At 50.2% G+C, this 14,415-nt stretch carries 13 protein-coding genes and 1 tRNA gene; 6 read left to right on the forward strand and 8 right to left on the reverse strand.

What is annotated here, in order from left to right; genetic code table 11:
- Positions 1-72: 72 nt before the first annotated feature.
- On the reverse strand, positions 73-1,773 hold the full coding sequence (locus tag SIK97_RS24925) for a hypothetical protein (RefSeq protein WP_032692861.1): 1,701 nt from the start codon (positions 1,771-1,773) through the stop codon (positions 73-75).
- Positions 1,770-3,680 (reverse strand): hypothetical protein, encoded by a 1,911-nt coding sequence (locus tag SIK97_RS24930; protein ID WP_182094789.1) that lies wholly within the window; start codon positions 3,678-3,680, stop codon positions 1,770-1,772. Before SIK97_RS24930 ends, SIK97_RS24925 begins: the two co-directional genes overlap by 4 nt.
- A gap of 517 nt (positions 3,681-4,197) precedes the next feature.
- Between SIK97_RS24930 and SIK97_RS24935 the strand changes: the two genes are divergently transcribed.
- Both SIK97_RS24935 and SIK97_RS24940 read left to right on the forward strand, forming a co-directional pair.
- Positions 4,198-4,659: a hypothetical protein gene (locus tag SIK97_RS24935; protein WP_032692859.1), complete on the forward strand. Its 462-nt coding sequence runs from the start codon at positions 4,198-4,200 to the stop codon at positions 4,657-4,659.
- A 2-nt stretch (positions 4,660-4,661) separates the two neighbouring features.
- Complete coding sequence (locus SIK97_RS24940) at positions 4,662-4,868, forward strand: helix-turn-helix domain-containing protein (RefSeq protein WP_032692858.1); 207 nt, start codon at positions 4,662-4,664, stop codon at positions 4,866-4,868.
- A 78-nt stretch (positions 4,869-4,946) separates the two neighbouring features.
- Here the strand turns inward: SIK97_RS24940 and SIK97_RS24945 are convergent.
- Together SIK97_RS24945 and SIK97_RS24950 are read right to left on the reverse strand one after the other, a co-directional pair.
- Positions 4,947-5,022, reverse strand: a tRNA-Phe gene (locus SIK97_RS24945).
- 105 nt (positions 5,023-5,127) lie between these two features.
- On the reverse strand, positions 5,128-5,844 hold the full coding sequence (locus tag SIK97_RS24950) for a DUF554 domain-containing protein (RefSeq protein ID WP_004135818.1): 717 nt from the start codon (positions 5,842-5,844) through the stop codon (positions 5,128-5,130).
- 437 nt (positions 5,845-6,281) lie between these two features.
- Between SIK97_RS24950 and SIK97_RS24955 the strand changes: the two genes are divergently transcribed.
- Positions 6,282-8,420 carry an ornithine decarboxylase gene (locus tag SIK97_RS24955; protein WP_014226846.1) on the forward strand — a complete coding sequence of 713 codons (2,139 nt, stop codon included), beginning with the start codon at positions 6,282-6,284 and terminating at the stop codon, positions 8,418-8,420.
- A gap of 67 nt (positions 8,421-8,487) precedes the next feature.
- Here the strand turns inward: SIK97_RS24955 and SIK97_RS24960 are convergent, their stop codons facing one another.
- The 4 genes from SIK97_RS24960 to mutY all read right to left on the reverse strand — a co-directional run bounded on the left by SIK97_RS24960 (position 8,488) and on the right by mutY (position 12,432).
- Complete coding sequence (locus SIK97_RS24960; protein WP_009651814.1) at positions 8,488-9,744, reverse strand: nucleoside permease; 1,257 nt, start codon at positions 9,742-9,744, stop codon at positions 8,488-8,490.
- A gap of 193 nt (positions 9,745-9,937) precedes the next feature.
- Positions 9,938-11,020: a membrane-bound lytic murein transglycosylase MltC gene (gene mltC / locus SIK97_RS24965; RefSeq protein ID WP_014226844.1), complete on the reverse strand. Its 1,083-nt coding sequence runs from the start codon at positions 11,018-11,020 to the stop codon at positions 9,938-9,940.
- Between the two features lie 50 nt (positions 11,021-11,070).
- Complete coding sequence (locus tag SIK97_RS24970) at positions 11,071-11,346, reverse strand: oxidative damage protection protein (RefSeq protein WP_004854175.1); 276 nt, start codon at positions 11,344-11,346, stop codon at positions 11,071-11,073.
- 27 nt (positions 11,347-11,373) lie between these two features.
- Positions 11,374-12,432: an A/G-specific adenine glycosylase gene (gene mutY / locus SIK97_RS24975; protein ID WP_047722927.1), complete on the reverse strand. Its 1,059-nt coding sequence runs from the start codon at positions 12,430-12,432 to the stop codon at positions 11,374-11,376.
- A gap of 136 nt (positions 12,433-12,568) precedes the next feature.
- On the opposite strand from mutY, the gene trmB reads away from it, so the two are divergent.
- The 3 genes from trmB to SIK97_RS24990 are packed head-to-tail and all read left to right on the forward strand — an operon-like array spanning position 12,569 to position 14,384.
- Positions 12,569-13,288, forward strand: a complete 720-nt coding sequence (trmB, locus tag SIK97_RS24980; protein ID WP_004854170.1) for a tRNA (guanosine(46)-N7)-methyltransferase TrmB — start codon at positions 12,569-12,571, stop codon at positions 13,286-13,288.
- A complete protein-coding gene (locus tag SIK97_RS24985) occupies positions 13,288-13,614 on the forward strand; it encodes a YggL family protein (protein WP_004854168.1) in 327 nt (108 codons plus the stop codon). Before trmB ends, SIK97_RS24985 begins: the two co-directional genes overlap by 1 nt.
- Positions 13,615-13,664: 50 nt before the next feature.
- On the forward strand, positions 13,665-14,384 hold the full coding sequence (locus SIK97_RS24990; RefSeq protein WP_009651812.1) for a DUF2884 domain-containing protein: 720 nt from the start codon (positions 13,665-13,667) through the stop codon (positions 14,382-14,384).
- The last annotated feature ends 31 nt before the right edge of the window (positions 14,385-14,415 follow it).

Raw genomic sequence — 14,415 nt, forward strand, 5'->3', positions numbered from 1 at the left:
ATACTTCTAAAAGGTACCAATGGGCTTTAAGATACTGCCCATTGGTGAGTAGTGATATAAAATACAAAAAAGTCAGTTATCACTCTGTTTTTTTTGCATTCCATACCAAAGAACAGAGGGTACAGGTGTTCTAAAATGTCGGCAGGCAATGAAATCGAGTATAGTTAAACCTGCCTGTACCGCACTTGAATTTTTGAAAATATTATATCGTTCATTTTCCCGTAGCTCATCCATTCTGTTTTTATAATCACTCATATTATCAGGGAATGTTATTGGTGCCTCAGTTTCACCAGTGAAGGATTGTGCTGGATGAAAGTAAAGATGTTTATAAAGATCATTCGTTGGATACCATAGCTGAGAGCATACTTTAGTATATGATTCTTTTATACCTGTTAATAATGCGCGATATCCTTCTTCTTTTTCCAGTATTACACACCATCCCATTAAGGTGGGAATCATCCAGGACATGCTTGTTGTTTTTTCTTTTAAATATGTATCGTTGCTATTGCATTCCATACTGATGAGATCGTCAATAGAGTCTGTTGATATTGGATGTTCTCGTCCAATCCTAAGTACATAGTCCAGCCTCGAAATTAGTTCTCTAAGCCAATTTTCAATAGTTTCTTTTCTCCCCATCAGAGAAAGAAATATTAATCCTAGAGTAATTTCAATGACATTCTCATCAAGACGTGGTGAACCAGATGCGGGATTGTTTATGATTAATGCACACAAGCTATCAGCAACGATTTCGGCATTATGAATGTGAAGTACTCCATCATTATTATCTTTTCTAAGTGCGAGGAGAAAATTATTTAATCCGAGAGTTGCAAGTAAACCAATATGTTCAAAGACAGTTATATTGACCAGGGAACTTTCAGTTGAGTATAAAGAAACAAGATATTTTTCATGAAAATATGGCTGAAGGTTGGAAAAATATTCAGCAGAAATGTTAATATAACCTTGCCATATAACTTCAAAAGCAGAGAAGTATTTTTTTGGATCTTTTTCAAGATTGATCCGGTGCCATACCCATAGCAAGCATCGTTCGGATACAAATAAAGCTTGCTTGGTGTTGCCATCCTGTATCGCCCAGTAAGCTAATATATTAGTTGCGAGATAGCAGGTGCGGATTGACTTCTCCAATTCTGCTTTCTTGATTTCTTTAATTTTTTTTCCTTCATTATCAAGCATCAGTGTTCGTAGTAATAATCGATGAAAATCAATCCGTGAATAATCATTTTCACTAATCAATGATAGAGATTTTCTTAAGTCGGTTCTGTCAATGTCGTTAAATATATGTTCATTTAACATGTATTTTTCAATAAAAGTGGAAAGTTTGTCTGCTCCCCAGAAATCAAACTCATAGGATTTATGAACATCCAGATATCCGGCCCAGTTTTGATTTATTTCTTCTTTCATATCACCGCTGGTGGATAATATGATTTTCTTTGGTAACTTTTTGTGTTTTGGTTGTAAATGCTTTCTAAGGTAAACATCAAAAACTTCATTTAAACTCTGTCTTATGGATTGTGGTCCAGAATCCCATTCAGATCTACCTAGATCTTTTTGTTTAATTACAAATATAAATAGTTTTTTTTCTCCATCGTCAGGATCTTTACCTATTGCAGCAATATCGACACCATATTGTCTTGTGCCAGTTTGTGTAGTAAATAGAGGAACGATATCCATTGATAATAATAAATTAGGCAATAGTCTGTCGAGTTCATTTCTCTCTTTCAATGTTCGAATATATTGAGAAATTAATACCTTCATATTGTATCCTTTTTTGCTGTCCTGAACATTACCGTACGTATTTCATAGCCAACATTGTCCATAACATGCCTTCGTGGGAGAGAATAGCTACTCGAAAATGGATGAAGGTACGACGGTTCACTATACCCGGTATTAAAGCGATCATTGTAATGGAAAGAGGCTATTCCTGCTTTTAGTGGAATGCGGGTGGCTATTTTAGATAAAAATGAATCCTCATTGCTGATCTCTTGATTTTTAGCCATGACTTTATCCCGTTCTTTTTGAAAGGACAGTACATACGCTGAAGGCGGTTCGAATTCTTTTCTTCGTGGGTATTTTTTTAGAGAATTCAGATAGTCTTCCGTATGGGTAAGTATATCATCATATATTTTCAATTTATGGTTTTTCTTATTCACGATTTTATTTTTGCATTCGCTTATTACATCAATTACATAATTTGGATAGTCTATGGCAATTTCATTGGATATAACAGATAATACAAGATTATCGGTTCTTTTATTTGCGTTATCAACATTCAGTAATGATAATATCGACGACATTAAATGTTTTTCATTAACGATAAACCCCAGAGTTCTTCGTACCAGAAAAATGAAATCTCTTTCTGTAAAATTGTTAATAATTGGAAGGCTATAACTTAATAAATGACTGCTATCATTAACCATTAAATGTGTGGATAGTAATCGTGAAAACTCGGCGATTTCTGGAATGTTATCAATAAGTGCTAATGTAAAAATTTTATTTATTAACTCACTGGATTTTGTAGCATTATATAAAAAGCTCTTTATTTCCTGAGATTTTATCACTATAGAACCATTTTTTATCATTACAAACAGACAACTAATCACTAGCTGATGTTTGGTTTCATCTTCAGTGAGTGATGATAAAATATGAAAAACTAGTCCTCTGAGTTCGACATCATCTCCTGAGTTAATACAGATGGTATTTATCCAGTCAGGAAAGTCAGCGTGAGATTGTAAGTTTTTAGCTATGGCTATTCTTTGGCAAAGCAATGTTATTGTTTTTATATGATTATCCTTAAGTAACTTATGGATAATTTGACAAAAATCAGGTATTTTATCTATTGTGTTTACGGTTGCTTGTATAGCAGCATTGGAAATATCTGTAACCGGAGAAGCAATCTTATCTTTGATGATTAATTTTATTTCATCGTTACGATATTCTATATTATTTATTTCTACAAATCTGCCAAGTATGCACAGTGCTTGAGGAGACAAAATGACGTCATTTTTTTCTATATCATCGAGCAAAATATCAATAGCCGATGCATAGTTTTCTTTTTTTAATGAAAATAAGGTAATGTTATAGAGGTGAAGAGTTTCTAGTTTTATATCTGAATGAAATTTATTAATTATCTCATAACATTTTTGAGGGTTATTGGTCAGTCGTTCTCCTAATAATGTAAATGTACCAACGTATTGGTTGTGTTTTTTGTAAATGACGGAGAAGAAATTAAACAGAGTGTTTATATCTATATTTCTGGAATGCTTTATGAATTGATCGGCCAGAGATGTAACCTCATATTGGTTACGTTTAGATGCGAGCAGCACCTGCCATACGTTGATCTTATCTTCATATAAACTGAGAAATAAGCCAGCGGTTGAACAATCGCCGCGCAAAGACTTTTCCCATATGCTAAAAGCAGTTTGTATTATGGTTTTCTCCGCATCGGCGCAATCACTGTCTGTTTCTGAAAAATAATGACGAACAACATAATGATCTCTATCTTCATAAGATGAAAAGATTAATTTATCGCCCTTTAAATAATAGCCTTCTAATTTCTCTTTCAGTAAAAAAGAAAGTTCCTGTTCAGTGAGTTCATGCGCCAGCACATCGGATCTTGCTAAAAAAAGTTTATGAGCGATATTTTGAACAATATTATCCTTCATTATCATTCCTCCGGTAGGGCCGGGTTATGCCTGTAAGTTTTAACTCTATGCTTTATACCAGAAAAATGAGTCTGGCCAGCCTTATCAAATCAATATCTGTGCTTTTTATCATAAGCATGGATATGTTTTGCATACTGTGGAAGAGGATCGATACCTGGTTTAACGAATTGGCTGATACATAGAGAACTATACCTCACCAACAGGATCTTTTATTTTCTGCGACCCACCTTCCACAACCTCACTTGCCGTTAATCCCTAATCGCGGTATCTTTTACCCGCACCTGCAAATTCAGGTACCGGGATTGGAACCCCGAGAAATGTTACAGGCGACATACGACGCGCCCGCGTCTTTTTTTATGTCGTGCGCTCAGCTATACCTCAATGGTGGGCTGGGCGGGGGCACCGTAAGGTGCGCCGGTTGCCTGTAACGCCGGTAGTTCCAACCCCGTTCAGTCCACCACCATGAGATTGGAACCTCTGGTGGTGGGTTTTTAACCCGTTACAGGAGGCTGCCACTATGGCTACTACCCTCATCCAGACACACCCGTTACTTTCCGTTCACTTCAATGCCGCTACGGACTTCACCGTCCTTGCCGATCACTGCGAAAATTTCGCCGAAACCCTGATAGAAAACGACGATCCCACGCTCAAAATGGCGCTTTGCGGCAGGCTCAACGCCGCTCTGACATTGCTCCAGCCTACGCTGTTAGAACCCGTCCCGCCCCATCTTGTTGAAAGCCTGACCGTCGATACTCTCCCGGCGAATTCCCCCGAGTTTGGACCGGAATGCACCGAGCTTTGTCGCTACTGCCTCGCCCTGACGCAGACGCTGGCGGAGCAGGGATTTTCTTCTGAAAAGGAGAAACAGTTGAGTTACTTGCTGTACGACCTGATCAACTACTTCGCGGCGGAAATGAAAGCCCCGCGCTGGCTGCGCACCGTCGACGGCGTGAAGTTTATTGATGGGGAGGCGGCATGAGCATGATGAAACCGGAATGGCATTCCGCAGATATTATCGCGGCGCTGAAAAAGCGTGGAACGTCGCTTTCAGCCGTTTCCCGCAAATCCGGGCTGGCGTCCTCCACGCTGACAAACGCGCTGATAAGGCACTGGCCCAAAGGCGAAAGGCTGATCGCCGAAGCGCTGGGCGTTGCGCCAGAGAAAATCTGGCCTTCCTGTTATAACTAGTCAGGCCAGAGATGGGGACTGCGGATTTCCATTTCCAGAAAAGCAAAAACCCGCCTTTTGGGCGGGTTCTTTAAATAGTGGTGCCCGGACTCGGAATCGAACCAAGGACACGGGGATTTTCAATCCCCTGCTCTACCGACTGAGCTATCCGGGCAACGGGGCGCATTAAACCTGATTCACCGCACCTCGTCAACGAAATTTATCTGTTTCGCAGCAGACTGAACAATCTATCACCACATTGCGTCAAAAGCACGCATCTTCAGGCGAAAAACGCCGTCCAGGCCACTGAAATCGGCATCGCCAGCACCAGGGCCGGCAGCATATTCACCACGGCGAACATTTTAATTCCGCAGATGCGCAGACCGGTCGCGACCAGCAGCATACCGCCGACGGCGGTGAAATCCGCCATCATCATCGGCGTGGTTAACGGCATAATTAGCGACGCGCAGGCCGCCAGCGCCAGCTGGATGGCCAGCATCGGTACGCAAATGGCCGAGACGGCCAGCCCCAGGGTGCAGGCGAAGATAGTGGCGGTAAAGAAGTCGAGAAACGCTTTGGCAATAAGAATGCTGGCGTCGCCGGTCATTCCTTCGCGCATCGCGCCGAAAATCCCGGTTCCGCTGGCGCAGAACAGCACGATTATCGCGACGTAGCTTTGAATATAGGACTCATGCGCTGAGACCTTTTTCTGCCCCTTTTTGGGCGAAAGCAGCTGCTGGAGCTTACTGACCAGCGTATTAATGCCTTTCTCCATGTTGCACACTTCGCCGAGCAGCGCGCCCACCAGCGTTGAAAGCACCATCACCGGCAGGTTGGCGCATTTGATCACCAGCAGAATGCCGATGCCCAGCGACGCGAGGCCAAAAATAGAGGTCATTGATGTACGAATCCGTTCCGGCAATCTTTGACTTAAGAGTGCGCCGAGTACGCCGCCCAAAAGGACCGCGCCGGCGTTAATAAATGGCCCTGTAACCACAGCATGACTCCTGTTAATTATCCCTAATGACTGCATTATTATGACGCTAAACGGGCCAAAAGGCTTGCGCATCCGTGGTATGGCTGCATACGTAATTCATCTTGCGCGGTAGATTTAAAGGTGACATGATTGCGCGAATTTTCTCCTCTCCTGAATGAGGCCGCCGTGATGACGACATCGCCGCTACATCGCCGTTGCCGCTGCGTACAGATGCGCAGGCAGCCTCGTCTTGCTACCCTTACACTGCAACTTCTGCCCACCATGCGGTGAGCGTAACGCAGGCTCACTGCAGGACAACAGTAAGATCGGACGCGGTCTGCTTTTACTGATGTCTGGCGGTCGGAGCTGGGATCCAGCCAGACCCTGACATTTCGTTGGCCAGAGCCCAGACGCCCTGGCCGAAGCCTTTTACTCTCCGGAAACGGGTATTCGCGCTCATGAAATCAATGCACATTGCCGCCAGCCGCGAGCTGGTATCCCGCCTGTCCACCCACCGTCGCGTGGTGGCCCTGGACAGTACAGATTTTACCGATGTGGCGGCAGTCGTCATTACCGTAGCGGACAGCCGCAGCGGCATCCTTGCGTTACTGAAACGCACCGGGTTCAACCTGCCGGTTTATCTGTTCAGTGACGCTGACCACGAAAAACCAGAAGGCGTGACGGCCATCGTTAGCGGCAAAGAGCAGGAGTGGCTCGAACTGGAAGCCGCCGCCTGCGGCTATGAAGAGAACCTGCTGCCGCCGTTCTTCGATACGCTGACCCAATACGTTGAGATGGATAACAGCACCTTCGCGTGCCCGGGCCATCAGCACGGCGCCTTCTTTAAGAAGCATCCGGCGGGACGGCAGTTTTTCGACTTCTTTGGTGAAAACGTCTTTCGCGCCGACATGTGCAACGCCGACGTTAAGCTTGGCGATCTGCTGATTCATGAAGGGTCTGCCAAACACGCGCAGAAGTTTGCGGCGAAGGTCTTCAACGCCGATAAAACCTACTTCGTCCTTAACGGCACCTCTGCGGCGAACAAAGTGGTGACCAACGCGCTGCTGACGCGCGGCGATCTGGTACTGTTTGACCGTAACAACCATAAATCCAATCATCATGGCGCGCTGATTCAGGCCGGGGCAACGCCGGTTTATCTCGAAGCGTCGCGCAATCCGTTCGGTTTTATTGGCGGTATCGACGATCGCTGCTTCGATGAGAAATACCTGCGCGAACTGATACGCGAGACGGCGCCGGAAAAAGCCGATGCGCCGCGCCCGTTCCGCCTGGCGGTGATTCAGCTCGGTACTTATGATGGGACGGTGTACAACGCTCGCCAGGTGGTCGATAAAATCGGCGGTCTGTGCGACTACATCCTGTTTGACTCGGCCTGGGTCGGCTACGAGCAGTTTATCCCGATGATGGCCGACTGTTCGCCGCTGCTGCTGGACCTGACGCCGGACGACCCGGGCATTTTTGTCACTCAGTCGGTGCACAAACAGCAGGCCGGTTTTTCGCAAACGTCGCAGATCCATAAAAAAGATAACCACCTGCGCGGACAGGAACGTTTTTGCCCGCATAAGCGGCTCAACAACGCCTTTATGCTGCACGCCTCGACCAGCCCGTTTTATCCGCTGTTCGCCGCTCTGGACGTGAATGCCAAAATTCACGAAGGAGAGAGCGGGCGCCGCCTGTGGGCGGAGTGCGTGGCGCTGGGTATCGAAGCGCGCAAGGCGATTATCGCCAACTGCAAAATGATCCAGCCGTTTATTCCACCGGTGGTGGCGGGGCGTCCGTGGCAGGATCATCCCACTGAAGCCATCGCCCGCGAACGGCGCTTCTTTAGCTTTGAGCCGGGCGCGCGCTGGCACGGCTTCGAAGGCTATGCCAGCGATCAGTATTTCGTTGACCCCTGTAAACTGCTGCTGACGACGCCGGGGATCGATGCGGAGAGCGGAAAATATACCGATTTTGGTATCCCGGCGACCATTCTGGCCCACTACCTGCGCGAAAACGGCATCGTGCCGGAGAAGTGCGATCTGAACTCCATTCTGTTCCTGCTGACGCCCGCAGAGAGCGCCGAGAAGCTGGCGCAGCTGGTGGCGATGCTCGCCCAGTTTGAGCAGCATATTGAATCCGACACCCCGCTGGCCGACGTTCTGCCGACCATCTTTAATAAATATCCGGTGCGCTATCGGGATTACACCATCCGCGAGCTGTGCCAGGAAATGCATAACCTGTACGTCAGCTTTGACGTGAAGGATTTGCAAAAAGAGATGTTCCGCAAGAGGAGCTTCCCGCGCGCGGTGATGAACCCGCAGGACGCCAACCGCGAGTTTATTCGCGGTAACGTTGAGCTGGTGCGCTTAAGCGAAGCCGAAGGGCGCATTGCGGCGGAGGGCGCGCTGCCGTATCCACCGGGCGTGCTGTGCGTCGTGCCTGGCGAAATCTGGGGCGGGGCGGTGCTGCGCTATTTTCTGGCGCTGGAGGAAGGCGTCAATATGCTGCCGGGCTTCTCGCCGGAGCTCCAGGGGGTCTACAGCGAAACGGACCCTGACGGCATTAAGCGGCTATATGGCTATGTGCTGAAAGCATAAAAAACGCGCCCCGTTGATAACACCGGGGCGCGTTTTTTTATTCGTAAATCTGGGGTAAGCCGTTTATTTAATGTGCGACGGTCTGCGCCCCGGTTGGTACGCGGACGTGCTTGTACTTAAACAGCGCCACAAAGGCAAAAGCCAGAACCAGCGAATAGCCGGCGAAAATCAGCCATACGGTTTGCCAGTCGGTGATCCCTTCGACGGTAAAGTGCTCCACCACTTTACCGCTTACCATCCCGCCAAGTATGCAGCCGAAGCCGTTGGTCATCATCAGGAACATCCCCTGCGCGCTGGCGCGGATTTCCGGGCGAACCTCTTTTTCCACAAACACCGAACCCGAGATATTGAAGAAGTCGAAGGCGCAGCCATAAACGATCATCGACAGCACCAGTAGCACGGTGCCGAACGGGGTCGGGTCGCCGTAAGCGAACAGGCCGAAGCGCAGCATCCACGCCACGATACTAATCAGCATCACGTTTTTGATGCCGTAGCGGCTGAGGAAGAACGGGATGGTCAGGATGAACAGGGTTTCCGAGATCTGCGAAATCGACATCATCACCGAGGCGTGCTGCACGATAAAGCTGCTGGCGAACAGCGGATCTTTATCAAAGCTGTGCAGGAAGGTGTTGCCGAACATATTGGTGATTTGCAGTTCGGCGCCCAGCATCATCGAGAAAATAAAGAAGATCGCCATACGTTTGTTTTTAAACAGCGCGAAGGCATCAAGGCCCAGCATGGCGGTCCAGCTCTGGTTTTTCTGCTGATTGGCCACCGGAATATGCGGCAGCGTCAGGGTGAAGAGCACCAGCAGCAAGGAGAGCGCCGCGCCGATATAGAGCTGCATATGGCTCAGTTCAAAGCCGGAGAAGCTGACGCCCCACATGGCGAGGATAAAACCAATGGTGCCCCAGATACGAATCGGCGGGAAATCGGTCACGATATCCATATCCGCAGACTGCAGGCGGTAGTACGAAATGGTGTTAATCAGCCCCAGCGTTGGCATATAGGCCAGCGAGTTGAGCAGGATAACGAGGAACATTTCCCCCGGCGTGGTGACCTGGGCGGCGAGCCACAGCGTCAGCGCGCCGACCAGATGGCAAATGGCATAAACCCACTTGGCGCTGATCCATTTATCGGCAACGATACCGAGCAGCGTCGGCATAAACACCGCGGCGATACCGAGTGAGCTATAGACCGCTCCGATGGCCGCACCGTCGAACTTGAGGGTGACGAACATATACGAGCCGAGCGTGGTCAGCCAGCTTCCCCAGAGGCAGAACTGCAGGAACGACAGTACTTTGAGCTGCAGCTTAAGATTCATGTTTTGATCCTCACGGATATAGAATTGTTTTGTGTTTTAAATAACATTTATGGCGTTATTTTGGTTGGATTCTATCATTTATGCGATGGATGCTTTTGTTAACTGCCGCAGAAAATCGCAAAACAGTTGCGCAACTCTATTGTGTATAGCAGAAGGAAGGCGCCCCGGAGGAAACAGGGGCGCTGAAGGGGGATTACCTGCGGCGGTAGCCTTTCTGCGCAGAGTTAACCTTATACAGATAACGACGCGACTCGGCGGAGGGGTGACGGCTGGTGATGGTCTGATAAACATCTCCCGGCGTCATGTTGTTGATGATATTCGCCGCCTGAACCTTATCGCTGGAGAAGACCCGCAGCACGCTGCCCGCGCCGCCGTTATAGGCGGTGATGACCGCATAGCGACGCGAGGTCGGGTTGGTGATGCCGGACAAATAGACGTTGTTCAACATCGCCAGATAGGCGGTGCCGGTGTCGATGTTATTGACCGGATCGAACAGATAGCTGCGGCTCGGCAGGCCTGATTTGCCCTGCGAACGGAATACGTCCTTCCCGGCGCTGTGCTGCACCACCTGCATCAGCCCCAGCGCGTCGGCGTGGCTGACCGCATAGGGGTTAAAGGAAGATTCGGTTTGCATAATTGCCAGGATCAGCGATTCATCAACGCCGTATTTGCGCGATGCCTGACGGACCATGCCAATGTATTTATGCGCGCGTTTGTCGAGGTGGTTCGGCACCAGGTTGATGGTGATGCTGTAGATCATGCGCGGGCCGTTGCTGCGGCTTTTCAGGCGCGTTTGCAGCAGATAGTCGGCGAAGCGCGAGGCGCGCCACTCCCAGCGAATCGACTCGCCGGTGTTATCCACCACCTGACCGTACAGGAACGGCTCTTTTGAAATCTGAATATCATCGACGTCGGAATAGAGGTCGATGGAGTTTGGGTCGTCGCCCATCAGCAGGGTTTTAATAATCGCCTGGCGCAGGCGCCCGGCCGGGTCGGTGCCGGCGATGGTTTCGACGGTAATCGTCCCCGCATCAAAGTTGATATGGCTACGGGTCTGATACTGGTCGGTGTATTTGACGTAGTCCTTCGGCCCGGCGAGCAGAACTTCGTTATAACCCCAAATATTCTCGATGTTATGGGCGAACTGGCCCATCAGAATGTCAAAGCCGTTGGTGTCCTTTACCCACGCCTCGTTGTACTCGGCGCCTTTTTTGGTTGAGCTGGAACACGAAACGAGCAAAGGCGCAATCAGCGCTAGCGCTAAGTATTTTTTCATCATTCCGGGAGTGCGTGTTGTGTTTATTGTTGTAAAGGGCCGTCAGGCCCTTACTGTTTTTCTGGCGGCGTGTAGCCTTCGATGTGCACGTCTTTACCTTCAAACAGGAACTGAACCATCTCCTGCTCCAGCAGTTTGCGATGCTCCGGGTTCATCATGCTGAGTTTTTTCTCGTTGATCAGCATCGTCTGCTTATGCTGCCACTGGGCCCAGGCTTCTTTGGAGATTTCGTTATAGATGCGTTTGCCCAGCTCGCCCGGGTACAGCTGAAAATCCTGGCCCTCGGCTTCACGCTGCAGGAAAGTACAAAAAATCGTTCTGCTCATTCTTAATCCTCTTTAATCGCCAGAAAGCTAAACCGGTGCTCCGGCTTTTAACTGTTGCAACAAGCGCTCCACGGGAGCCGCCAGACCGACGGACGGCGGCTGCGCTAAGTTATACCAGAGTGCGCCCCCTTCATCCATGCATGCGCCGGATGAGTGCACTGTAAGCCACATCGGCACAATATCCAGATGGAAATGGCTGAAAGTGTGGCGGAACGCGGTTAATTGCGTCAGATTATCGGTCTTAACCTGACGCTGGGCCAGCCACGCCCGCAGCGCATCTTCATCCTCAAACTGCGGGAAGCAGAACAAACCGCCCCATAAACCCACCGGCGGGCGCTGGGAGAGGAACACCTCGTCGCCGTGCTGCATCAGCAGGAAATAGCCGGTACGCTCGGGGATCGTCTGTTTCGGTTTTTTGCCTGGGTATTGAGCCCATGAATGATTTGCGTAGGCCACGCAGCCGTTATTCAGCGGACAGAGCTCGCATTTTGGCTTAGAGCGGGTACACACCATCGCCCCGAGGTCCATCATGGCCTGGTTAAAACGCTCGACGCCTTTGGCCGGCGTGACGTCCTCGGCGATCTCCCACAGGCGTTTCTCAACCTCTTTTTTCCCCGGCCAACCGCTGACAGCATAGCAGCGCGCGAGCACGCGCTTCACGTTACCGTCGAGAATCGGATAATGCTGACCGAGAGAAAGGGATAAAATCGCGCCGGCGGTAGAGCGGCCCACGCCCGGCAGCGCGGCGACTTCATCGAAGGTCTGCGGGAATTTGCCGTCGTGCAGGGTGGCCACCTGCTGCGCCGCTTTATGTAAATTGCGCGCGCGGGCGTAATAGCCAAGTCCGGTCCACAGATGCAGGACTTCATCGAGGGGCGCGTTCGCCAGGTCGGTAATCGTTGGGAAACGCGCCATAAAGCGTTCAAAATAGGGGATGACCGTCGCCACTTGTGTTTGTTGCAACATCACCTCGGAGAGCCATACTTTGTAGGGCGTCTTGCCGATTTGCCAGGGCAGGGTTTTACGCCCGTATTTGTCGTACCAGTCCAGCACCTGGGCTGAAAATTGCGCGGCGAGAAAAGTCAAAGCTACGGCTCCGGGATAGCGATTATAAGGTGGCAGATTGCAGCACAAGGGCGAGAGGCTGTAAACCCTTGCATCCGCCGGGTAACTTTGGATAATGCCCGTTTTCCGAACACTCTCACAAGCAGACTTAACTTTTATGAAAAACGACGTCATATCTCCGGAATTCGATGAAAACGGCCGTCCGCTGCGCCGTATTCGCAGCTTCGTCCGTCGTCAGGGCCGCCTGACCAAAGGTCAGCAGCACGCGCTGGACAATATTTGGCCGGTGATGGGCGTTGAATTTAACGATGCGCCGCTCGATTTCGCCGCGCTGTTTGGCCGTGAGGCGCCGGTCACGCTGGAGATCGGTTTCGGTATGGGCGCTTCGCTGGTGGCGATGGCGAAAGAGAAGCCGCAGCAGAATTTCCTCGGCATTGAAGTGCACTCGCCGGGCGTCGGCGCCTGCCTGGCGTCCGCCGAAGAAGAGGGCGTGCAGAACCTGCGCGTCATGTGCCACGATGCGGTGGAAGTGCTGCATACGATGATTCCGGATAACTCCCTGAGCATGGTGCAGCTGTTTTTCCCTGACCCGTGGCACAAAGCGCGTCATAATAAGCGCCGTATCGTTCAGCCGCCTTTTGCCGAACTGGTGAAAAGTAAACTGAAGCTGGGCGGCGTCTTCCATATGGCGACCGACTGGGAGCAATATGCCGAGCATATGCTGGAAGTGATGTCCTCGCTTGAAGGGTATCGTAACCGGTCTGAAAGCAACGACTATGTGCCGCGACCGGAATCGCGCCCGGTAACCAAATTTGAACAGCGTGGCCATCGTCTTGGCCACGGCGTATGGGACTTAATGTTCGAGAGGGTGAAATAATGGCAACGAATCGTAGCCGTCGTCTGCGTAAAAAAATGCATATCGACGAGTTTCAGGAAGTGGGTTTTTCCGTCGCGTGGCGTTTCGCGGATGGAACCAGCGAAGAGCAGATCGACCAGACCGTTAACGATCTGATTGATGAGGTGATTGAGCCTAATAAGCTGGCCTTTGACGGCAGCGGTTATCTTTCCTGGGAAGGCCTGATCTGCCTGCAGGAAATCGGCAAATGCACCGAGGAACACCAGGCCATCGTACGTAAATGGCTGGAAGACCGCGGGCTTGCCGATGTACGCACCAGCGAACTTTTTGATATCTGGTGGGACTAAGTTTGACAAGGGTCGGCAACTGCCGGCCCGTTTTGTCTGAAGGGAGTTAAATGATGCGCAAAACGCTGTTGGCATTGGCGCTTTCCGTCACCGCTTTGTCCGCGCATGCGGACTACCAGTGTAGCGTCACGCCGCGTGACGATGTCATCCTCAGCCCGCAGCAGGTGCAGGTAAAAGGCGAAAACGGCGATCTGGTGATTAAGCCGGACGGCAACCTGACCTTTAACGGTAAAGCGTATTCCCTGAACGCCGCTCAGCGCGAGCAGGCTCAGGACTATCAGGCTGGCCTGCGCAGCAGCCTGCCGTGGATTGATGAAGGCGCCCGCACGCGGGTAGAAAAAGGCCGCGCCGCGCTGGATAAAATTATTACCGAACAGGTGGGGGCCAGCAGCAGCATGCATAGCCGCCTGACCAAGCTTGATGCGCAGCTGAAAGCGCAAATGAGCCGCATAATTGAACATCGTAACGATGGCCTGACCTTCCACTATAAAGCCATCGATCAGGTGCGCGCCGACGGCCAGCAGCTGGTAAATCAGGCGATGGGCGGCATTCTGCAGGATAGCATCAACGAGATGGGGGCGAAGGCGGTTCTTAAAGGCGGCGGTAACCCGCTGCAGGGGATCCTCGGCAGCCTTGGCGGCCTGCAAACGGCCATTCAGGATGAATGGAAAAACCAGGAAGCCGATTTCCAGCAGTTTGGTAAGGATGTCTGCAGCCGCGTGGTCTCCCTCGAAGAGAGCCGTAAAGCGCTGGTGGGGTCGTTAAAGTAAGTTTTATTTCGCTACCTGCGCCCGCAGGTAG

It is taken from the genome of Klebsiella sp. JN_Kp126, from assembly GCF_033843325.1.
GTDB lineage: Bacteria > Pseudomonadota > Gammaproteobacteria > Enterobacterales > Enterobacteriaceae > Klebsiella > Klebsiella michiganensis.

What these genes read in the sequence shown, in the direction of transcription:
- SIK97_RS24940 (WP_032692858.1), top strand. Translation starts at nt 4,662, where the DNA reads ATGATGAAACCGGAATGGCATTCCGCAGATATTATCGCGGCGCTGAAA.
- SIK97_RS24970 (WP_004854175.1), bottom strand. Translation starts at nt 11,346, where the DNA reads ATGAGCAGAACGATTTTTTGTACTTTCCTGCAGCGTGAAGCCGAGGGC.
- SIK97_RS24985 (WP_004854168.1), top strand. Translation starts at nt 13,288, where the DNA reads ATGGCAACGAATCGTAGCCGTCGTCTGCGTAAAAAAATGCATATCGAC.
- SIK97_RS24960 (WP_009651814.1), bottom strand. Translation starts at nt 9,744, where the DNA reads ATGAATCTTAAGCTGCAGCTCAAAGTACTGTCGTTCCTGCAGTTCTGC.
- mltC (WP_014226844.1), bottom strand. Translation starts at nt 11,020, where the DNA reads ATGAAAAAATACTTAGCGCTAGCGCTGATTGCGCCTTTGCTCGTTTCG.
- SIK97_RS24990 (WP_009651812.1), top strand. Translation starts at nt 13,665, where the DNA reads ATGATGCGCAAAACGCTGTTGGCATTGGCGCTTTCCGTCACCGCTTTG.
- trmB (WP_004854170.1), top strand. Translation starts at nt 12,569, where the DNA reads ATGAAAAACGACGTCATATCTCCGGAATTCGATGAAAACGGCCGTCCG.
- SIK97_RS24955 (WP_014226846.1), top strand. Translation starts at nt 6,282, where the DNA reads ATGAAATCAATGCACATTGCCGCCAGCCGCGAGCTGGTATCCCGCCTG.
- SIK97_RS24935 (WP_032692859.1), top strand. Translation starts at nt 4,198, where the DNA reads ATGGCTACTACCCTCATCCAGACACACCCGTTACTTTCCGTTCACTTC.
- SIK97_RS24930 (WP_182094789.1), bottom strand. Translation starts at nt 3,680, where the DNA reads ATGAAGGATAATATTGTTCAAAATATCGCTCATAAACTTTTTTTAGCA.
- SIK97_RS24925 (WP_032692861.1), bottom strand. Translation starts at nt 1,773, where the DNA reads ATGAAGGTATTAATTTCTCAATATATTCGAACATTGAAAGAGAGAAAT.